This window comes from Exiguobacterium sp. RIT341, assembly GCF_000632205.1.
Taxonomy (GTDB): Bacteria; Bacillota; Bacilli; order Exiguobacteriales; family Exiguobacteriaceae; genus Exiguobacterium_A.
The window spans coordinates 691,986-713,006 of record NZ_JFYW01000001.1 but is presented as its reverse complement, the minus strand read 5'-3'; the positions used below and the strand labels follow the sequence as shown (position 1 = coordinate 713,006).

At 46.0% G+C, this 21,021-nt stretch carries 23 protein-coding genes; 10 read left to right on the top strand and 13 right to left on the bottom strand.

Features of this window, described 5'->3' with window-relative positions:
* Positions 1-66: 66 nt before the first annotated feature.
* Positions 67-309: a spore coat protein gene (locus tag BW42_RS03560; RefSeq protein WP_052019003.1), complete on the top strand. Its 243-nt coding sequence runs from the start codon at positions 67-69 to the stop codon at positions 307-309.
* Between the two features lie 74 nt (positions 310-383).
* The gene (locus BW42_RS03555; protein WP_035407538.1) at positions 384-1,496 is read left to right on the top strand and encodes a hypothetical protein; all 1,113 of its coding nucleotides are present in this window, start codon (positions 384-386) and stop codon (positions 1,494-1,496) included.
* Between the two features lie 44 nt (positions 1,497-1,540).
* Here the strand turns inward: BW42_RS03555 and BW42_RS03550 are convergent, their stop codons facing one another.
* The gene (locus BW42_RS03550; protein WP_035407536.1) at positions 1,541-1,930 is read right to left on the bottom strand and encodes a thiol-disulfide oxidoreductase DCC family protein; all 390 of its coding nucleotides are present in this window, start codon (positions 1,928-1,930) and stop codon (positions 1,541-1,543) included.
* A gap of 188 nt (positions 1,931-2,118) precedes the next feature.
* Here BW42_RS03550 and BW42_RS03545 point away from each other — a divergent pair, with 188 nt between their 5' ends.
* On the top strand, positions 2,119-2,868 hold the full coding sequence (locus tag BW42_RS03545) for an SDR family oxidoreductase (RefSeq protein WP_155960144.1): 750 nt from the start codon (positions 2,119-2,121) through the stop codon (positions 2,866-2,868).
* A gap of 55 nt (positions 2,869-2,923) precedes the next feature.
* Here BW42_RS03545 and BW42_RS03540 read toward each other — a convergent pair whose 3' ends face one another.
* From BW42_RS03540 to BW42_RS16245, 4 genes are read right to left on the bottom strand one after another with little or no spacing between them, the layout of a single operon-like run.
* A complete protein-coding gene (locus BW42_RS03540) occupies positions 2,924-3,382 on the bottom strand; it encodes an NUDIX hydrolase (protein ID WP_035407531.1) in 459 nt (152 codons plus the stop codon).
* Entirely contained in the window at positions 3,354-3,572 is a 219-nt protein-coding gene (locus BW42_RS03535; RefSeq protein ID WP_035407528.1) for a hypothetical protein, read from the bottom strand. Before BW42_RS03535 ends, BW42_RS03540 begins: the two co-directional genes overlap by 29 nt.
* Positions 3,562-3,975, bottom strand: coding sequence for an RDD family protein (locus tag BW42_RS03530; protein ID WP_035407525.1), 414 nt, complete (start codon positions 3,973-3,975; stop codon positions 3,562-3,564). Before BW42_RS03530 ends, BW42_RS03535 begins: the two co-directional genes overlap by 11 nt.
* A gap of 12 nt (positions 3,976-3,987) precedes the next feature.
* Entirely contained in the window at positions 3,988-4,155 is a 168-nt protein-coding gene (locus BW42_RS16245; RefSeq protein ID WP_155960143.1) for a hypothetical protein, read from the bottom strand.
* Positions 4,156-4,276: 121 nt separating this feature from the next.
* On the opposite strand from BW42_RS16245, the gene BW42_RS15970 reads away from it, so the two are divergent.
* Positions 4,277-4,561 (top strand): alcohol dehydrogenase catalytic domain-containing protein, encoded by a 285-nt coding sequence (locus tag BW42_RS15970; protein WP_052019002.1) that lies wholly within the window; start codon positions 4,277-4,279, stop codon positions 4,559-4,561.
* Positions 4,562-4,594: 33 nt separating this feature from the next.
* Positions 4,595-5,200, top strand: a complete 606-nt coding sequence (locus BW42_RS03525; protein ID WP_052019001.1) for a hypothetical protein — start codon at positions 4,595-4,597, stop codon at positions 5,198-5,200.
* Here the strand turns inward: BW42_RS03525 and BW42_RS03520 are convergent.
* Both BW42_RS03520 and BW42_RS03515 read right to left on the bottom strand, forming a co-directional pair.
* Positions 5,182-5,778, bottom strand: coding sequence for a glyoxalase/bleomycin resistance/dioxygenase family protein (locus BW42_RS03520; protein WP_035407521.1), 597 nt, complete (start codon positions 5,776-5,778; stop codon positions 5,182-5,184). The genes BW42_RS03525 and BW42_RS03520 overlap by 19 nt on opposite strands.
* A complete protein-coding gene (locus BW42_RS03515; protein WP_035407518.1) occupies positions 5,779-6,510 on the bottom strand; it encodes a DUF5694 domain-containing protein in 732 nt (243 codons plus the stop codon).
* A gap of 109 nt (positions 6,511-6,619) precedes the next feature.
* Between BW42_RS03515 and BW42_RS03510 the strand changes: the two genes are divergently transcribed.
* Positions 6,620-6,973, top strand: coding sequence for a hypothetical protein (locus tag BW42_RS03510; protein WP_035407516.1), 354 nt, complete (start codon positions 6,620-6,622; stop codon positions 6,971-6,973).
* Between the two features lie 346 nt (positions 6,974-7,319).
* Here the strand turns inward: BW42_RS03510 and BW42_RS03505 are convergent, their stop codons facing one another.
* The gene (locus BW42_RS03505; protein ID WP_035407513.1) at positions 7,320-8,672 is read right to left on the bottom strand and encodes a phenylacetate--CoA ligase family protein; all 1,353 of its coding nucleotides are present in this window, start codon (positions 8,670-8,672) and stop codon (positions 7,320-7,322) included.
* A gap of 172 nt (positions 8,673-8,844) precedes the next feature.
* Between BW42_RS03505 and BW42_RS03500 the strand changes: the two genes are divergently transcribed.
* A complete protein-coding gene (locus BW42_RS03500; protein ID WP_035407510.1) occupies positions 8,845-9,699 on the top strand; it encodes an AraC family transcriptional regulator in 855 nt (284 codons plus the stop codon).
* Between the two features lie 55 nt (positions 9,700-9,754).
* Here BW42_RS03500 and BW42_RS03495 read toward each other — a convergent pair whose 3' ends face one another.
* Together BW42_RS03495 and BW42_RS03490 are read right to left on the bottom strand one after the other, a co-directional pair.
* The gene (locus BW42_RS03495; RefSeq protein WP_035407506.1) at positions 9,755-11,104 is read right to left on the bottom strand and encodes a phenylacetate--CoA ligase family protein; all 1,350 of its coding nucleotides are present in this window, start codon (positions 11,102-11,104) and stop codon (positions 9,755-9,757) included.
* Between the two features lie 249 nt (positions 11,105-11,353).
* Positions 11,354-11,743: a hypothetical protein gene (locus tag BW42_RS03490; protein ID WP_035407503.1), complete on the bottom strand. Its 390-nt coding sequence runs from the start codon at positions 11,741-11,743 to the stop codon at positions 11,354-11,356.
* A 160-nt stretch (positions 11,744-11,903) separates the two neighbouring features.
* Here BW42_RS03490 and BW42_RS03485 point away from each other — a divergent pair, with 160 nt between their 5' ends.
* Both BW42_RS03485 and BW42_RS03480 read left to right on the top strand, forming a co-directional pair.
* Positions 11,904-13,328 (top strand): NAD(P)H-binding protein, encoded by a 1,425-nt coding sequence (locus BW42_RS03485; protein WP_035407500.1) that lies wholly within the window; start codon positions 11,904-11,906, stop codon positions 13,326-13,328.
* 121 nt (positions 13,329-13,449) lie between these two features.
* Positions 13,450-17,037 (top strand): dynamin family protein, encoded by a 3,588-nt coding sequence (locus BW42_RS03480; RefSeq protein ID WP_035407497.1) that lies wholly within the window; start codon positions 13,450-13,452, stop codon positions 17,035-17,037.
* Positions 17,038-17,097: 60 nt separating this feature from the next.
* Here BW42_RS03480 and BW42_RS03475 read toward each other — a convergent pair whose 3' ends face one another.
* The 3 genes from BW42_RS03475 to BW42_RS03465 all read right to left on the bottom strand — a co-directional run bounded on the left by BW42_RS03475 (position 17,098) and on the right by BW42_RS03465 (position 19,613).
* The gene (locus tag BW42_RS03475; protein ID WP_035407494.1) at positions 17,098-18,006 is read right to left on the bottom strand and encodes a LysR family transcriptional regulator; all 909 of its coding nucleotides are present in this window, start codon (positions 18,004-18,006) and stop codon (positions 17,098-17,100) included.
* Positions 18,007-18,018: 12 nt separating this feature from the next.
* On the bottom strand, positions 18,019-18,969 hold the full coding sequence (corA, locus tag BW42_RS03470; RefSeq protein ID WP_035407491.1) for a magnesium/cobalt transporter CorA: 951 nt from the start codon (positions 18,967-18,969) through the stop codon (positions 18,019-18,021).
* Between the two features lie 95 nt (positions 18,970-19,064).
* Positions 19,065-19,613 (bottom strand): hypothetical protein, encoded by a 549-nt coding sequence (locus tag BW42_RS03465; protein WP_035407488.1) that lies wholly within the window; start codon positions 19,611-19,613, stop codon positions 19,065-19,067.
* A gap of 284 nt (positions 19,614-19,897) precedes the next feature.
* Here BW42_RS03465 and BW42_RS03460 point away from each other — a divergent pair, with 284 nt between their 5' ends.
* Entirely contained in the window at positions 19,898-21,016 is a 1,119-nt protein-coding gene (locus tag BW42_RS03460; RefSeq protein ID WP_035407485.1) for an FAD-binding oxidoreductase, read from the top strand.
* Positions 21,017-21,021 lie beyond the last annotated feature (5 nt).

The window sequence follows — 21,021 nt, the reverse complement described above, 5'->3', positions numbered from 1 at the left end:
GATGGCTAAATCACCACTTGCAATCCATGAAACACTCGAAATTCATTAGCCGTCCCAGTCGACGAGTTGATTGCGACAGACTTCTTGATCAGCAGCAAATCACTTGTCCGCGCTTATGCTGTTGCAATTACAGAAACGGCTTCTCCTGACGTTCGAAAATTCTTGACTGAACAGCTGAACAAAGCCATTCAGACTCACGCAGCAATCGCCGGATACATGATCGATCATGAGATGTATCACGTGCATGACTTGAAAAAACAATTAAAACACGATCAAGAAAAACTAGAAGTCGCTAAAGGCTTACTATGACGTTCCCCCTTCCCTTCTGATTTCGAAGTGGAAGGGGTTTTCTTTCAGAATTCGTGTAAGGAGCGATCAGTCTCATGATTGACATCAATCATATTCAAATCAAACAAAGTGGAGAAACTGTTTGTCTCACCTGGGAAGGGACAAGTAACGTCCGTCTCTTATTAAATAGTAGACCGTGTTTCATTCAGAACTCGAATAGCTATCAAACGGAGACACTTCCTTTATTTGAGCCTTTGTCATTCGAACTGATCGATTCAGATTCGAAGACACGTATCGTCACCGCTCTTGTTTCAAGTACAGATGATTTGTTCTGGAACCGAAAAATGACTGTCCTGATCCAACAAGATCATGCTGTCCGACTGTTGTGGGGTGAAATCCCAGAGGTATCGCATTATACGGTATTTCAAGATGGGCATCGATTAGGTCAAACTGCGTCACCCGAATGGAAAGGAACGATTAACCCTGAACAATTTACACGTTTTGAAATCCGGGTGCTCCGTCCAATTTCAAGAAAATCGATGCCATTCGCACGGATGATCGAGACGTTCGCTCGCGTTACGAATCAGATAAAACAGGAACAAGACCGTGAACGAGAATTTGAACAATTCGTGCTCTATTTTTCTTTGTACCCGCTATCCGCTTCACATAAGAAGGTTTCTTCTTACCGATTGCGTGTACTGACGTTCATTGCTCCTCCAATTCTCATGAACCCGAATCCGTTTTCTCCGCATCGTTATTTCGAAGGCGATGCGCGACAATATTCGCCTTTTTCAAAAGAGTATCGCACCTTTACAGAAGTCCTGACATTTGATGGTGAAACCACTCATCAACTATCAAAACAAGCAAACCCTACCCGATCTTTTGATGCTCGTCATCAGTTATATCGAGAAGATGTAGCGTCGACTCAGCGGGTCTATTTATCAGATCAATCAAAAGCACGATATACGCTCCACCACTCTGTCGGCAATCCGCTCGTCGTCTCACCTAATATCGACTACGAAATCAAGGTAGCGCATCATGCAAATCTTTGGCGTATCGCAGGAACACATCTCCAATCACCGCACCATGAAGTATATCTGGATGAAGGAGACGATTGTTTTGAAACAATCCACCAAGCCCATGATTTAGGTTTAAGTTTCCTCGGCAATCCGTTGCCAAGTTGTCACTGGTTGCATGTGACCAACTAATGAACAGAAGAAAACCGCGACCGATTCGTCGCGGTTTTTCATATTTAGTCGTGAAATCGAGCACGTGTCTCCGGAGACGGCAGTGCACACTGCTGCTTTTGTCCAAACCAACGATGACGATTGTTTGCAACGAAATCATAGACGCGATCCCGGAGTGAACGTGGAACAATGCGAAGCACTCTCAACAGACGCCATCCACCTCCTAAATGACCGGCAATCCGTAACGCAGCATCCGATTTGATATACGGTACACCCCGGTCAATTACGACGACACTGTCAATCGTTTCCGGGAGATTGTGGCGCCTTACGAGTTCTTGCCCTGTCTCCCCTTGTAACGATGCAAAATCATGGTACCCCTGGTCTCGTTTTAAGATGAACTGGACGCTCGCGTCACAGAGATTGCATTCTCCATCGAATAATACGATTGCTTTCATGATTGATTCACCCTTCCCTACCTGTTTAACGAATGATTTTGTACACTTTTCCTTTACCACACTTTAGGTATAAACATGCAATTATTTAGTATGTTAAATCATGATAACGCTTTCTCTTCTTCTCTTCATTCCGTTATACTGATTCTGTAAACATTTGGTTTTTACAAATCCATCTACTTAAAAGGAGCATATATATGACAAAACGATCGATTGCCATCGTGACCGGTGCCAGTCAGACACGCGACATCGGAGCTGCAATCTGCCGCCAACTTGTCTCTTCTGGACATGACCTGGTCTTTACTTATTTTAAAGCAACAGCGGATTGGGCGGCTAGTTTTACAACCGAACTCGAAAATCAAGGTGCCCGAGTCCTTGCGATTGAACTTGATTTAAGTCAATCAAATGCTGCTGACGAGTTATTCGCACGCATAGAAGATGTTGGAGCACCAAGCATCCTGATCAATAACGCTGCTCATTCGACAATGACAGATTGGCAAACGCTCGATGCAGCAAGCCTCGACCAACACTATGCCGTTAATCTCCGGGCACCGCTATTACTCGCGACACGTTTTACAAAGCGATTTGCTGAAGCACATCTAACTTCCGGTCGTATCATCCAATTGACGTCCGGACAAGACCTCGGTCCAATGGCTGACGAGATTGCGTACGCTACGACGAAAGGTGCATTGTCAACATTTACGAAGACGTATGCGGCAGCCGTAGCACCGCTTGGTATCACCGTTAATGCCATCAATCCGGGTCCGACTGACTCGACTTGGATGGATGAAGCAACACGGACAGCGCTTAAACCTAGTTTTCCATTTGGGCGAATCGGTGCGCCGGAAGACGTTGCACGATTGATTCAATTCCTCGTTAGTCCAGACGGTGGCTGGGTGACCGGACAAGTCATTCATTCCGAAGGCGGATTCGAACGCTAAACGTGTAGCATGCAAAAACATCCCTCTGACGTCAAAATCAGAAGGATGTTTTTCATTATCGAAAGACCGGACCCATTTCCGTCAAAAAATCGTTCCAGGCGACTTGATGCAAGTCGCTATAGAGTTCTGGCATCTGGTCTCTTTCAAAAAAGGCAATGTCCAATGATTCATTGGAGTCGATCGTTAACTGTCCTCCATTGACTTGGCAAACAAAAAAATGAACGATTGGTTGGGCGACATCCCCATTCGGATAAATCTCTTCGTACTGCGAATAAACACCACTCAAACGTTCAATCGCGACATGAATTCCGGTCTCTTCGAAAATCTCACGCTTGGCTGCTTCGACAATCGACTCTCCGAGTTCCAGTGCGCCGCCGGGAAAGCCCCACGCTTGTTGCTGCCGCCGTTTTTGTAGAAGAATGCGTCCCTCTTCGTCGAAGACGATGCCACCTGCAAAGTTCAACATCACTTTTTCCTGACCGACCTTACTGCGGAGAAAACGTATATAGTCCATCTGTCGCCCCTTGAAGTTTGACTTGCTTCACCCAGACAATCAGTTGTTCGATCATCGCCTCCGTCACAGTATGATTCACACCCGGAAAAACACATAATTCAGTCGTTTGCGTCATACCTGCTTGAACTGCTGTTACGTGATAGTACTGCTGGATTGATAGTGGAATATGGACATGAAAATCAAGCTTCATTTTTTAGCTTCTCCTGGTTCAAGCGGACGATCGTTCTCGCAAAGTCATCTTCCGGTAATCGTTGTCCGTTCTCGAGAAACGGTTTCCAGTACGGTCGAATCTTAAACAACGAGACCGTATCGCGATAAACTGTTCGACGGACGATTTGTTTCGTCGTCAACGGCAATCCGTTCTCGCTCTCGACCTGAATACCACAGATCTGACCACCAATCGTTTTTCCATTCAACAGTTTTAATTGCGCGACTTCTCCTAGAAAACTGATCGTCGGTTGTGTCACGACGGCGTGAACGACTTCTGACTTCACACGTCGTAATACCGTTTTTTCGATGACGACGGAAAGTCCGAGATAGACAGCCTGGTTGATGATATACGCACCGATTCGTCGTTTTGTTGTTGAGTGCATGGATGATCCTCCTTATACGTTAAAATAGACGACAGCGCCGAGTGCACTGACAGCAATCAAATAAAAGACGATCGCGAGTCGTTTGTTTGCGGTAGAGATATCTTTTCGGACAAGGATTTTACTGTACCGAAACGTCAAGAATGCGAACACGAGCAAAGCCAAAATCAATAAAGATGCCATACAAGAATCTCCTCCTCCATTTTTATCATACATGAAATACGCTATCGAATTGTTATATTTTACAAGTGAATTGTGGTATGCTTACACATATTTGGTTCTTTATTGAAATGGGGTTTGCATTTTGAACACTACAACGACCTGCTGTCTCGTTGAGCTGAAGAAGCCTGGTTATCTCGTTCGGAACCTACCGCCGCTCGGCATCCATGACGTCCACGTCCGCACCCTTGCCGGTGCCATCAGTATCGGTGCTGAACTTTCTCAATGGCTTGAACAAGATATGACTGAAACCGATTATGGCTATCCGCTAGAGACCGGATATGAAAATTACGGTAAGGTGCTTGCTGTTGGTGAAGCGGTCCAAACCGTCAAACCCGGTGATCGGGTCGTCGGCTTCTATGGTCATTAAGATCAAGCGGTCGTACCTGAGTCGAAGGTCATTTTGATTCCTGCTTATGTCTCACCACGTGAAGCCTTGCTACTGATTCTATCTTGTGACGCGGCAAAAGGCGTCCGAAAACTGACATTGACGCCCGACGCGAGAGTCTTAGTTTCTGGAATGGGTACGATCGGTTTGTTGACGGTACATTACTTACGGCATTACGTTAACGTTCGCCAGATAGATATCATCGAGCCGCTCGCCTCCCGAGCTGAATTAGCACGTCAATTAGGGGCACACATCGTCACGCCGGATTCAGACACGTATGACGCCGCCATCGAATGTTCCGGGCGTCAAGCGGCCTTTGCCGAACTTCAATCCGCTGTCCGTCCTCATGGTGCAATCTGCGTCTTATCGGACGGCAACCGTGAATCCTTGACGTTGACGCCCACGTTTCATGCAAAGGAACTTCAGATCATTGCATCGAGTGACGGTTGGAGCTACCATATGAACGCGGACTGGCTTTTTTCCAACGATCGTCACGCGACATTACCTGCTTTGTTCGAACAGGAAACTTCGTTTTCGGAGCTCGCCAACTGCTTCGCTGCCTTAATGGCATCGACCGATCTCCCAATCAAAGTCTTCGTTGATTATGAGCAGACGAGCTGAACACCGTTCGGATCCGTGCCTGCTAGCGATACGTCGGAAAAGACTGCTTCTTGCAAGACGGTCTTCTCCCCGCGGACGGTTTGGATTTGCGGAACCGGTTGATCGAACAGTTTCGCTAAATCCGCCTCTAATCCTTCGAGCGGCGTCGCTAGGATCAGACGCTCAAGTGTCGTTCCATCCGTATCCGCAATCACATCTTCATGGATTTGCAGTTCAATCCGTAATCCGTATGGTGTCTGCAAGAACGTCCGACGCTCATTCGGTTGGGCTGTAAACGAAAGTGTTTCTGCACGGTCAAGGATCATTTGCAAGTCATCTGATTGAATCAAAAATCCGATGTGGTCGAAGCGAATGACCTTCCCGTACCCGATAGTCACGTTCACTGCCCCGCGTTTCATTTCAATGATCCGAAACACAATCTTATCCGTTCGAAAATCGTTCCATGTCAGAGGTGGATTAAACGAAGAAAATTCTCCATTTTTCTTCCCAATGCGCTGGGAAACGTGAAATCCGCGTGCTGTGTACCAGGCTTCTGTTTCCTCCAAATGTGGTGTCCAAATATGGTAGTGAAATAGCATTTACATACACTCCTTATACTTGTTCCAATCGTTCCATGTCATCACTACAACTTGGTTCGATTCATTTAAGTATTGTCTTAATAGCGGAAGATGCGCAGCACCGTACAAACAGACGATTCGCTCGGTCGTCTGGGCAAGTTGCAGTAGACGATCGGCAATCTTTTGATTACGGGCATGCCAGTAGCATTCGATCCAAATCCGCCCGTTTTCCAGCTGTTCGATTTGATCGTAGACCTTAGCGGACGCTGCAATCGTCTCTTCAGCGTGCAATCGATCGAGCCATTCTGAAAAGGATAACTGCTCCATCGCGTTCTCTAACTGTTCAGTCCGCTTCATCTCAGCAGTGACGATTGTCTCGAAAGCTTCCGGATGATGTGAACGGACTATTCCTAAATCCGGTACGCCTGGTACGATTTCGTTCCAATCGATTCCATGCAACTGTGCTAATCCTGCCATCCGGGCTAGGCGAAAGCCGATTTGTTGCCGTTCATTAGCGGTTAAATCACTCTCGTGTTGATAGGTGTCATATATATGTTGCAGGTCACTTATGCGTTCAGGTGACGTTTCAAGAGCAATGCAAGTCGGTTGAAATCTGTTCAATCGAACAACGACTTCCTTAACTTCCTGTTGCCGTCTCTCTGATGCGACATCAAAAATTACTGGACGAATCAGATCACCATTTGCCGGTCGATCAAGATGGAACATGCCTAACAGTAAAATCTGGGGCTTCATCTACATTCCTCCTTTTCCTTATTTTACCTTATATTTGGTAAAGGAAGCGACCTTTACCTATTATGAATTTACGTTACCATTCAACAAATACTCATATAAGGAGGTTCCGATGAAAAGGATATTCGTCATTGTGTTCATTGGATTTTTATTCGGATGCAATCAAACCGGTATAGAGGATGAAACTAGTTATGCCATGATCGTCATTGTGAACAATAAAGAATATAACGGAACAGAAGCTGAATTGGACGCATCTAAACAACAAGGAGAAAAAATTAGTATGATACTAAAGAAAACAAAAGCATACGAAATGCCCCAAGCGAACAGTCAATCGAATCTCTTTTCAGTCGGATCCACCATCTATGCTGTTAAAGGAACAGAAGATTTCATCATCGTAAAAGACAAAGAAAATAAAAAATGGCTTTTACAAAAGGTAAGGGATATCGAAAAAAATCTAAATCAATGAGGCACTTTAACACTTTTAACGTGGTACATCTTTAGAAATACTATCAGCGGAGATGCTTTTTACTTTTACACGAGGTATGGTGAGAAGAAATTAGAAAGGGGCTGACTCAAAAGTCAGTTTCTACAAAGATAAGGGTGGTAAAATAATGATCTGCCACCCTTATCTCATAACCAAAAGAATGACGCGTTTCACGCAACTCTTACAGGAAAAAGCGCATCTTTGCGCTGTCAGAGACAAACAAGACCCGCTTTCCTGCTTGAATGAAACAGGAAAACTGGCTCGTGTCTCGTCTGAAGACAGGGCGTGAAAAGACACGTCATTCTTTTTTTGGGTCAACCTCTTTCTTTTATCCTGTTAAGCTTGATTTAATGAGCAAAATCTTTCCGCTTTCCTCAGCATCGATATATGAAACGGCTTGGACATCAAGTTTGATATCACGACCAAATAAACGGTACAGACGCTCCATCAGAAGGTGTTCGTCTGATTGGCTGAATCGCTCCGCGTCAGGAACGTAGTAGATCGATACGCTATCCGGCGTCGATTGGACATATTGAATACGCTCGATATTGTTTGATAAATGTTTGACGATACTCGACAGTTGCGCTTCAAAAATCTTTTGACCATCCGGTTTTTGGATGAACGCCCGCCCCCTTCCGTCAATTGATTCGATGATTGGTCCCGGGTGACCACAGGAACAGGTGCACTGACTGAGCGTCATCCGATCTCCGACCCGGTAGCGAATGAGGGGGGTGCCGTGTGTATCAAAACTCGTCACGAGAATCTCCCCGTCTGTATCGAGTTCGATGATCCCCATCTCATGATGCAGATGTTTTTGACCAAGTCGACATTCCGAGACGATTGGTGCTCCTTCAGACGATGCATATTGATCAAAAACTGGTCCATGAAACACTTCTTCGATGACCTGGCGCTCTTCCGCATCGATTCGTTCAGCCGTTGGAAAAATCGCAATCGGTTGACATGTCAAGCGGATCCCTTCTCGCTTCGCAAACCGGGCGAGTTCAATCATCGCTGACGGAAGACCATCGATTGTTTCTGGTTGAAAACGTTCGATGGCTTCAAGATACGCTGCCATCGTCCGTGGGGATAATCGTTTTACCGTGAATAAGAGTTGATTCGCCGCTCGATTCATCCGCCAGTAGACGTCCGTCTGTTGACGCTCGGGTACGAGATCCTGTGCCGTAAAGCTGATCCGTCGCATGCCACGGTAGACATTGTGGGTCGCCTTAAAATAATCCAGATGGGCCATTCGAATTTGCATATCCGGTATCGTATATCGTACTTGCAGTGATGTGCCTGTTGTTCCGCCAGTTTTCCCTATAATTGGCGCAACAACATCTGTTTGAATGTCCTCCATTTGCGTTCGTAATATTTCTTTTGACAGTACAGGAATATGTTTTAGTTCGGATAGGTCCTTTAACGGTAAAAGAATGCCATGCAAAATGAAGAGCTGACGATAATAGGAACTGTATTCAATGCAAAAGCGAAGGAAGTCATTTAAACGGTCAAGTTGTTCCGCTTTGACGTCGATCGTCGATTGTTCTCGTTCGAGGAGCATCCGAAACCGTTCTTGATAGACCGGTCCATAACGTTCGCGATGCAATTGATACCCATAGAGGGTTGTGAAGAGGTGCTGGAGAAATAGAGGAGAGCGATTGTAGATTTGCTCTTTGATACCCATGTCATCACGTCCTTTCGCAAGGGAAGTAACGGTTTCGATGTCTCTACGATAGCCTATGTACCTGACAAGAATATGACAAATACAAGGGAACATGCATCCTGACAAATTGATATCACCTTGGACAGGTCCGATGATCAACGCTCTACTATACTGAAAACAAGGAGGTGACAAGATGTGGCTCGAATCGATTCAACGCGTCATTGACTATATCGAAGATCATTTAGAAGACTCGATTGATCTCAACGTTTTGACAAGCGTGGCGCAGATGCAAACGTATACTTTACAACGAACGTTTTCCTTACTTGCGATGATGACCTTACCGGAATACATCAGAGGGCGACGTCTGACGCTTGCTGCGCAACAATTGACACAGACGGACGAAAAAATCATCGATCTTGCCTTACGTTTTGGTTATGAGACACCGGAAGCTTTCACAAAAGCTTTCAAACGTCAGCATGGTTGTTCCCCGACGTTGATGAGAAACGAGCGACGTCGGGTTCACGCCTATAACCGCCTGAGCATTCAGGTGACTTTGAAGGGACTGGATCAAATGGATTATCAACTCATCGAACGACCTGCTTTACAGATTTCAGGATGGCGAAAACATTTCCCTACGCAAGATGGTGCCCAACAGCAACTGATTCCATTGTTTTGGAATGATGTGAATCATTCCGGTCAAGATGCTACCTTGTTCAAACAAAATGACGGTCAGATTGATGGTGTGATTGGTGTCTGCTCCAATTTCACCGAAGCATCGATGGATTATTGGATCGCGACGACGACAACGGAAGTCCTGCCTGGTCAGGAAACGATGACGATTCCGGCGAGTCTTTGGGCGACGTTCCCAGTTGTCGGTCCGATGCCGCACGCCATTCAAGAGATGTGGCACCGCATCTACCAAGAATGGCTTCCGTCACATGGTTATGAGCCGTTACCTCATGCAGAACTCGAAGTCTATTCGGCAGGCGACCCGTCTGCCGCCGATTATCAATCTGCCATCTGGATTCCGGTGCGTCCGCGCGACTGATGGTTTCAGGACATACGAAAAGGCGAGATCATCGGCGATCTCACCTTTTCGTATGTCATACATACTGTTGCTTAATCAGTAGCGTCTTTCCACTGATTTCTTTCGGAATTTCGGGTACGGCACGCATGACGACATTCAGTTGTCCTTCAAACAATCGGTCAAGAACGAAAAAGAGTTTCTTCTCGTGTTCTTTTTCGAAACACCGTTCATCTGGTACATACAATAACACAATCTCATCCCGCGTCTCTTGAATATATTGCACACGTTCGATACAGTTCGGGAACGCTCGAACGATTCCCGCGAGCTCCCCTTCAAAGACACGGTGTCCATTTCGTAATTGGATGAAACTTCGTCCTCGTCCGTCAATCGAAGCGATGATCGGACCTTGGTGACCACAAGGACACGTTTCCTGGCTGAGCGTCATGCGATCTCCAACTCGATAGCGAATAAGTGGTGTGCCGTGCGTATCGAAGCTCGTCACGAGAATTTCGCCATCCTCATCGCGTTCAATGATTCCCATCTCATAATGTAAATGTTTTTTGCCATACGGACATTCCGCGACGATCGGAGCCCCTTCTGAAGACGCATACTGATCATAGATTGGCGCATGGAAAACATCCTCGACAAGTGCTCGCTCTTCTGCCGTCATCATCTCAGCCGTCGGAAAAATCGCTTTTGGACGAAATGTGCAAGTCAAACCATATTTTTTAGCGTATCGTGCAACTTCGATCATTCCTGAAGGCAAACCATCAATTGATTCCGGCTGAAACCGATTGAGTTGTTCAATATATGCAGCTGCGGTTTTCGGATTGATGTTTTTGATCGAGAACAACATTTGATTGATGACTTTATTTGTCCGCCAATAAACCGGTGCCTTTTGTTGAGGCGAGGCAAGCATTTGACCGGTAAAACTCGCACGGCGCATCCCTTGATCGACGCCATGTGTCCATTTGAAAAAGTCGAGATGCGCCATGCGGATTTGCATGTCTTCTTTCGTGTAATGGACTTGAATCGATTTGCCGGTCGTACCGCCCGTTTTCCCGAGAATCGGAGCATGGACGCGCGCATGGACATCCTCATTTTGTTGTCGTAAGATTTCTTTCGTCAAAGGAGGAATTTGTGTTAGTTCGTCAATCGATCGTAGAGGGAGCTCTAACGCAAGAGAGGAAAACAATTCCTGATAATACGGACTATGCGTTTGGCAAAAAGAAAGGAAGTCGTTTAATCGATGCAACTGTTCCGCCCGTATGTCATTCGGTCGTCCTAACTTCTGCTTCAGTTCTTGTAGGCGTTGTTGATAGGCTGGACCATATCGTTCGTGGAACAGGCGACGTCCTTGTAAAGTCGTCAACAAGTTTTGGATGAAGATCGGTGAGTGAAAGTAGATCGATTCTTTGAGCTGCATGATGTCACTCCTTCCATAGATAAACCACCTTTTACTGATACTTTCATCTTATTTCCAGTCGTCGCCCACCTCAATTAGTTCTTCGTGAATAAACTTAGCTTTTATTTTCAGGACGATTTATTTTATTGAACTCTAATTTACGAACATCTTCTCATCGATTCTTGAACTTACAACTTTTCTTCCATCATAAAAAATCCGACCGACGAATCAGGAAATCTCTTCGTCGATCGGATTCATATACGTGTACCATTACGATTTCGCGACTTTTTGTAGCATCTGACACCCGTAAGCCCGTAATTTAATCGATTCGAGTACAAGCGACATCTGTTGTTCATCCAATCGTTCAATCAACTCGATGATCGTTATCGTCGTTCGCCCATTATATAATTGTACGATCAAGTGGATGATTGCTTCTAACGCTGGACTTGGATAGGGTTCTGACAGAAATTCACGATCAAAAAACTCACCACTATCCGGAAAGAAATAATCCGAGAATCGTTCGAGCACTTGTGGCTGTCCTGTTGCGAGATACAGCATCGAGACCATCGCTGCATCTTCTCGTTGTTTCGGCTTTAAGCGTCTCCACAACAGATCGAATCGTCGTTCATGTTCCGCTTGCATGAATTGTATCGTCTGCATGGTTGAAGCCTCCTTTGTTTTTCATTCTTCCTGTTGATTCTTTTCCTTATATTTTTATTCCCTATTCCATCCAACTGAATCATCTCAGCGTATCCTCTTGCGATTGAACTGACACGATTGGGGGTACATTACAACAGATATAAGAGAGGAGTTTACATCCATGCCAACGCGCCTAGCTTTAGCCGGAGCTACCGGTTACATCGGTCACAATCTACTGAACGAACTGAAGAAAAAATATGACGTCATTGCCCTTTCTCGAAACGGCGATGATAAGGACAATGAGGAACGTGTCGAATGGCGATCGTGCGATCTCTTTTCTCTAGACGATACGATTGCTGGTATGAAAGGAGCGGACATCGCTGTCTACCTCGTTCATTCGATGATGCCTTCTGCTAAATTGACACAAGGATCGTTTGAAAACATGGACTTATTGTTAGCCGATAACTTTGCCCGTGCAGCAAAAGAAAATGGTATCCGACAAATCATTTACTTAAGTGGTATCATTCCTGAGGAAACAGAAAATCTATCGCGTCACTTAAAGAGCCGACTCGAGGTCGAACGCGTTCTTGGTGCTTATGGCACACCGGTGACGACGATCCGTGCCGCATTGATTGTCGGTCCAAAAGGCTCATCTTTCCCAATCTTATCGAAGCTTGTCAAACGCCTCCCCGTCATGGCACTCCCACGATGGACACGTAACAAGACACACCCCGTCGCTTTACCGGATGTCATTCATGCACTTGGTGAAAGTGTCGATCGCGATGATGTTAAAGACCGGGCAATCGATATCGGTGGACCGGAAGCGATGACCTATAAAGAGATGATCCTTCGAACTGCTGACATCATGGGAAAACGACAACCGACCATCGATATTCCTTTATTGACCGTTAAATTATCTCGACTTTGGGTGACGCTCGTGTCTGGAGAACCAAAAGAAACCGTCTATCCACTCGTTGAAAGCATGGTTCATGAGATGGTTGCAGATCCAGAAAAAATGGTTCCAGGGATCAGTGACGGAAAAATTACATTCGAACAATCGGTCCGTGATGCGCTAAAAGAGGAGGAAGAAAAAAAAGGTTCTTCTTCCTCGTCGTCTTCAACACCAGACGCCCTTGACGTTCGTTCAGTTCAACGTGTTCTTTTGCCGAAGGATCGCGATGCCGACTGGGCAGCTGACGATTACATGGATTGGTTATCTTCGTTTGCGCGTCCTATCCTATCATCAACTATGAAAGATCAAGTCGTTGGAATAAACATTCCATTTTACGAACAACCCCTACTTGAATTGACGAAGGAACCGGTTCGTGATCGACAAATGGCGACATACCGGATTACCGGCGGACTGTTCGCAAAAGTCGAGGAAGATAGCCGGGGTCGGATTGAATTTCGGCAAATTCCCGGTACACAGGAATGTATCATTGCCATTCACGAATTCGTCCCTGCTTTACCGTGGATACTCTATAAGGTGACGCAGGCGAACGTTCACTTGCTCGTCATGTATCTCTTTAAATTACACTTATTGCGTCGAATTCATTCGACGGAACAAGAATCAACACACGCAGACGAAATCGTTCCGTCATCTTGATCCCGATTAAAACGATCCGCCTCTTCCTTGGCGGATCGTTTTTTGTGGCTTGCAGAAGGATGACGAAACTAAAAAAATCGTGATACACTGAACGATGACTGAAAGAAAGGGGTTTCATTGCATGCGCTCATTTGAGGAACGATTATCGAACCAACTCGAAGCGACAGCTTCACTCGCCACGTTGATTCAACCTTCAACGGATCAACTCCGTTTAGATAAACTAGATAAATTCGCTATGAAACTATTGAAACGAGAGTTCACGATTGCTTTCGCTGGTCATTTCTCGGCTGGAAAGTCAAGCATGATCAACGCCTTGACGGGTGAATCGGTCTTACCGACAAGTCCGATTCCGACGAGTGCGAACATCGTGACACTTCAACAAGGGGACACTGATTCAGCGATCGTTCACTTTCATGAACAGCCTTCTGTTCGTCTGACAGCAACAGAGCAAGAGGAGCATCTTAAAACACTTGGGAAGAGTGGTGATGTACGTCAAATCGATTTGACACATGCTGCTTCCGATCTGCCTCCTGGTCTCGTCTTGATGGATACACCAGGCGTCGACTCGGTCGATGATGCCCACCGTGTATCAACGGAATCCGCCCTTCACTTGGCTGACATCTTGTTTTACGTCATGGACTACAATCATGTTCAATCTGAATTGAACTTCATAGTGACGAATGAATTACAAGCTGCCGTACCGGAACTATATTTAATCGTCAATCAAATCGATAAACATCGTGAAGATGAACTATCATTCGACGCCTTCCGCCGCTCGGTCCATGCATCTTTCGCTGAACATGGCGTCGCACCGAAAGGGATCTTCTTTACAAGCCTGCGGAAACCAGATCATCCGTATAACGATTTCATGGAAGTCGAACAGCTCGTCAAACAAAGCATTCGTGATGCTCAACCGAAGTTGTTGGCTTCTGCCGCTTTAACGCTTGAAAGTCTTCATCAAGAGCATACACGTTATCTCACACGTCTCGTCTCAGAAGCCCACGAGACGATGGCTGAACAATTGAATGACGCTGAACGACGTGATCCAGAGACGATCGAAACCGAATTAGCCCACGTTTCGCAACAATTAGAAGCACGTCAGCCGGACCGCTGGGTACAGACGTTTTCGTTGCATCGAGATCAACTATTGAAAAATGCGACATTGATGCCGTTCGAATTACGCGAGAAGATGCGCCGTTTCCTCGAGTCACGCCAACGCGACTTCAAGGTCGGATTGTTCCGAAGTACAAAAAAAACGGAAGCGGCTCAAGCAGAGATTGCACAAGATGTGTTGCGTGCCTATCAGACGGTGACCGCTTCCGAGATTTCGCTCCATTTACGTAACTTGATGAAACAATCGTTACGCGACCTTGGTCTCCTGCAGGATATGCATATCGTCGCGATCGATCAGCTTTCACTCGCCCCGCCGCTTTCCGTACTCGAGAGTGCCCTGCCGACTGGCATTACGATCACGGGTGAATCGGTGCTCCAGTTCACGAATCGTGTCGCCGAACAGACACAAGCTTGGTTCGTCAAGGAAACGAATGCGTGGCGGGAGCATGTTCGACTAGAGTTGACATCAACTTTCCCGAAAGAACAAGCTGAGCTATTGCAACAACAAACGTCATTACAGCATAAATGGGACAACGTTCAAGCATGGCAACAGGCTACCGTAGCACTCGAGCGATATGAGCATGGCGTTGCCAATCCATCTGACCAACAGTTCGAACAGGCTCGGACACAAGTTTCAGTCTGGGAAGAGCAATTGATTCAGCAAGAAGCGACAATCGTTTCCTTTACCGGGTATGAATCGGTGACAGAAACAACTGCGTTTGAGCTCGCGAAGACAATCAGTGAGCAACAATCCGTCCGGTTTACACCAGAAGATGTTGCTCAAATCCGTCAGCAGCTGAATGGTCTACAGGGCTTTGAAGAAGCCGTCGCTTATTTAAATGACAAATTGGATCGACTGACACACCAATCGTTCACGATTGCCTTATTCGGTGCCTTCAGTGCCGGAAAATCATCGTTTTGCAATGCTTTGCTCGGAGAGAAGGTACTACCCGTCTCTCCGAACCCAACGACCGCGTCCATCAACCGGATTCATCCCGTTGACACTACACACTCGCACGGCGTGGCAGAAGTCACATTCAAGTCGGAAGCAGCGATGCTTGAAGACTTAAATGAAGCGATGGTCGCAACGATGACGTTCGAGTCAACGAAACAGGCATACGATACGCTCTTACCACGTGCCGCATCGCTGACGGATCCGTTCTTGCGTGCTTTCTTGACAGGATTCCCAACCGTTCAATCATTCATCGGTACCGTCCAGACGGTCGATCAAGAAGCTTTTAAACAATATGTCGCACAGGAAGAACGAAGCTGTTTCGTCGATGTCATCGATTTCTATTATGATAGTCCCTTAACTCGTCTCGGCGTGACACTCGTTGATACACCAGGAGCGGATTCAATCAATGCCCGTCATACCGATGTCGCCTTCGATTACATCAAAAATGCGGATGCAATCTTGTTCGTCACGTACTTCAACCATGCCTTTGCTCGCGCTGACCGTGAATTCTTGATTCAACTCGGTCGTGTCAAAGATGCGTTCGAACTCGATAAGATGTTCTTCCTCGTCAATGCGATTGATCTCGCTGCTTCAGAAAGCGAACGTCAAGATGTCTTGAACTATGTCGCTACGGAACTGCAACGCTTCGGGATTCGGTCGCCCCGACTGTATGGAGTCTCGAGCTTACAAGGACTCGCCGAAAAGCAGCAAGAGCGAACGGATTCAATTTCCGGTTTACCCGAGTTCGAGGAGGCATTCCATAACTTCCTAGCGGAGGACTTGACCGGTCTTGCTAAAGTATCGTTGTCTGAGCAGACGGAAAAGACCGTCGAGCGCCTCGAACGGTTCATCGTTGCGACTGAAGCAAACCTCCTGCGAAAAGAAGAACGGCTGGCTGAACTGTCTACTTTAGAACAGCAGGTCACCGATCGTTTCGAAGACAATCGTGCTACTTTGATCGAACCTGCACTCAAAGCAGAGATTCATGAACTGTTGCACCATGTCGTACAACGCATTTATTACCGTTTCCCTGACTTCTTCAAAGAAGCCTATAATCCCGTTCGTTTTGCTCAAACGAGTAAAGGAGTAGCACTACAGGAGGCCTTGACGGAACTGTTGACATTCCTCCGGTTCGACTTTGAGCAGGAGCTCCGGGTCACGCATTTCCGCGTCGACCAATGGCTTGAAGCGGCCTTAGTCCGTCGTCAGCAAGAGGAGCAACAGTTGCTTGAGCAATGGAACGAATCTTTCCAGCTGGCGCCTGTCACGGTCTCTCGGTTGAACGAAATGACGTTCGACGGACCCTTCGAGGATGCAACCCCTTATATTGGTGTCAAACGCCACTTCCGGAATGCGAAAGCCTTCTTTGAGAAGAATGAGAAAGAACAACTGAAGGAAGAACTGGCGACGTTAACTAAACAAGAAGCACTCGCATACACTACTGCTCAAGAAGAGCGTTTGCTGACAGTCGCGACGGCACATCTAGATGTCTCTTTAACATCCCTTTCAGAGCACCTGTTACGCCAAGCACTCGAACAACTCGAGAGTGAACGTGCGACGTTACAGGCACAAGAGACACTGACACCTTATAAACAAGCTGCCGCAAAAATTCGCAATCTGATGCAGCACGTCACGTCATGAAACATGATCAATCCATACAAAAGACCGGAGCGCGACGCGTTCCGGTCTTTTGTATTTTCTTCACCGCACAGGCGTTGGCCAGAACGATTGAAAATAGTGGACGATGTATTGATGGACGTGCCGGACGACTGGGCGTAATTCTGTCCCGACAAGTCGGTTCAACGAGACATCCCATAACATCGGCGGCTCGAACGGGATGATTTTAATGTCATCCGCATGATGAAACCGCAGAATCGGTTCCGGTAGGATCGAGATGACGTCGAGTTCTTGAACCATCCCGATCAACAAGTCCCATGCACCAGACATGAAGAAGATATTCGGTTCTTGCTGCACTTTGCGAAACTCCGATAGTATTTGATGATGTAACATGAATCGATCATTTAAGATGACGAGTGGTTCATTTCCGATATCACTATAAGATAGAGCTTCTTTTGCTTGAAACGGATGATTTGGGCGAACGGCAACGACGACTTCATCTTCAATCAATCGAAAACGTTCAATGCCATAGGATTCACCTGGTTCGATCAAAATGGCCAAATCGAGTTCTTCAAGTAGCAGTCGACGTTTGAGTTCAAACGCCCCTTCTTCGATGATTTCGAGTTCAATCCCAGGATGTTCCGCCATGAACTTCGGGATTAACTGTGAAAATAACACAGGGAGAATGACAGGCGGGATTCCGAGACGGACTTTCCCTCGGACGACGTTTGAGCGTTCGCGCAGATGCCCCATCAATGCTTGATGACGTGTCAGAACAATCTTCGCATCTTCATACAATTGACGTCCCGTTTCCGATAACCCTGTCAACCGTCCGTGCTTTCGAATGAATAGTTCCACTTGCTCCAGCTGTTCGAAGTCGCGAATCATCTGACTAAGCGCCGGTTGCGAAATCGACAAGTGTTTCGAAGCACGCGTTAAGTTATAGCCTTGCTCGACAATTGTCGTAAAAAAAAGTAACTGTCGAATATCCACTTACATCTCTCCTTATTCATCAAACCAACGATTTTTTTTGAAGAACAGAATCATTCCTAAAGCAAGAAGTCCCATTGCCCCTAACGTCACGAAATAACCATACCGGGTGGTCAGTTCTGGCATATGTTCAAAGTTCATGCCATATATACCAGCGATGAACGTCAACGGCATGAAAATCGTCGTAAAGATCGTTAACGTCTTCATGATGCTATTCATCCTGTACGAGTTGAGGGAAATGAAGTTATCCCGAAACTCAGATGTCATCAATCGGTTGTATTCAATCATTTCGGATAACTTTAGTAAATGATCATACAAATCGCGAAAGAATGCTTGCTTCTTCGGATGAATCGATAACCGCTTCGATTCGACGACCCGATACAATAAGTCCCGCATCGGCATGACCGTCCGTGAGATTCGAAGTAACTGCGCTCTTAGTTCGAAAATTTCTTCCATCAACCGACGATCGTTTCCGCGTGATCGATAGCGTTCCTCAAGCGCAAACAATTCATCTTCTGTCGCATGGACGATCGGAAAATAACCGTCGACGATCTTATCCATGATTTTATGTACGAGATCGACCGTTTCTTGTGTGTGTAGGCAATGAGTGTATTGTTCAAACACGACGTCAATTTCCGGCGAGGATTGCTCATGGTAGCTAACAAGATGCCGATCACTTGCGAACAAATTGATTTCACGACTCATCAACGTTCCTTCATCAAGTGCATGAAGGACAAAAAAACTATGATCCGCATAATACTCGAGCTTCGGACGTTGTAAATAATGAAAACAGTCTTCAATCGCCAGCGGATGAAAATCAAAGACATCGATCAATTTTTGCTTTTCTGTATCTGTCGGTTGATTAAAATCAACGAAATAGCGTTTGATACCCGGCTCTTGTATCCGAAATATATCATCTGTCAAAATGATCGTATCGTTCGCATCGATCAATATACAACGAATCAAGTTCCTCTCCCCCCTTTTATTATTTAAGCGTACTATATTTTTTCAAATGCAACAAAAAAGGATTCCAGAAAGGGAATCCTTTTTCTTACGAACGATTAACCATGTTCAATATAAAAACCGCTCCAATATACTTGACGATACGTAAATTCTTTACCGCTTTTCGTCGTTACAAGCATTTCATCTTCTGCCATGACGGCGATTTTAATCGGAACTTCACCGTGATCCGTCAAATAATTGAGGATCTCAAGATGCCGATTCAACCAGAGACGACGACGGAACCATCGAAAACGACTAAACGCTGCACTGAAGTGGAGTAAAGCGAGTGACAGAATAATCAAGGCAAATGGAAGTGGAATATCGAACAAAGCAATCAAATATACATCTGCGATGAGTAAAGATAGCGAGAGACCCATTTCCGTCATCTCCATAAAAGATGCTTTATAGGTCGCGAAGTAGGTCATCACGCGAAACAACAAGATGACCGTTAGATACGGTACGAAATACATTTGAAACACATGGTCCGTGCCACTGTTGACGAACATGAGCAGTGGCAGGAAGAATAGCAATTTCCAGATTAGGATGGCGGAATAAAATAAAGTATGATCCGTGTAGCGTTTGCGTACGATGGCTTGACTCATATTCATTGCCTTCCCCTCCTTCATGATGGACCGTTTCAAAGTCAATGATGACAGGACATGATGCCTATAAGGGTATGTTTCCAAATTCAACTGTTTCTAATCATCTAATTCACAGTTTATAGAAACTGTATATTTAGTATACGTGATTGGTTTCGAAAAAGTTCACTTTCCCCATCATTTCCCATTATTCGATGTGCTACCGATCCGATTTTCACTCTTGCTAGTCCTCCGGATCTTCTACTGCTACAATATAAGATATTCCAATTGAATAGAATCGAGTTGAATTTTTCATGTACACCCATATCATTGTCGGTGCCGGAATTCTTGGTGCCTCGACAGCTTATCATTTATCAAAGGCTGGTGAACGCGTCTTACTCGTCGATCGGAAGGAACCCGGTCGCGCCTCCCATGCGGCAGCCGGCATCATCTGTCCATGGATGACACAACGACGCAATAAAGCATGGTACAAGTTAGCGAATAACGGTGCTCATTTTTACAAGACATTGATTCCTGAACTCGAAGCACTCGGTGAGACGAGCACAGGTTATCAGCAAGTTGGAGCGATTGCCTTACACGAAACATCAAAAATCGATAAGATGGAGACGATTGCGCAAAACCGCTTTCCAGAAGCCCCTGCTATCGAACGGATCGAACGACTCGATCAAGAACGTGTCAAAACGCTGTTCCCGCTCGTTGAACAGATCGAAGATGCCTTATTCGTCTCTGGCGGTGCACGTGTTGATGGACGTGCCTTATGTGCCGCTATGATCCGTGGTGCTGTCGAACACGGTGCGACTGTACTAGAAGGAGATGCTTCTCTTGTCGTAGACAAAGGAGTCGTCACCGGTATAACCATGGAAAACGAACAGTACTCGGCAGACCACTTCATTTTAACGGCAGGCGTTTGGTTGAATGACCTTCTTCGGCCGCTTGACCTTAAAATCGATTTGCACCCAGAGAAGGGACAAATCCTACAACTCGACTTGACGGATTCTACATCAACGACGTGGCCTGTCGTCATGGGACAACGCGGATTGTACCTGGTTTCGATCCACGAAAAGAAACTGATCGTCGGTTCGACACACGAGAAACAGACCGATTACAACTTAAAGCCGACCGTCAAAGGAATGCATGCTTTATTGAATCGTGCTTTACCTGTCTTACCAAGTCTCGAGGAAACAACAATTGATGAACTCCGTATCGGCTTACGTCCCTATACAAAAAACTCGTTACCAGTAATCGGACCGCTTCAAAATCATCCAAACGTGTTCTTAGCAAACGGACTCGGCGCATCCGGTTTGACGATTGGACCTTATCTCGGTAGCCAATTAGCGAAGCTTGCAAATCATCAAACGCTTGATATCGAATGGCAGACCTATGAGCCGACATACGTCTCTTTCGACTCCTAACTCAC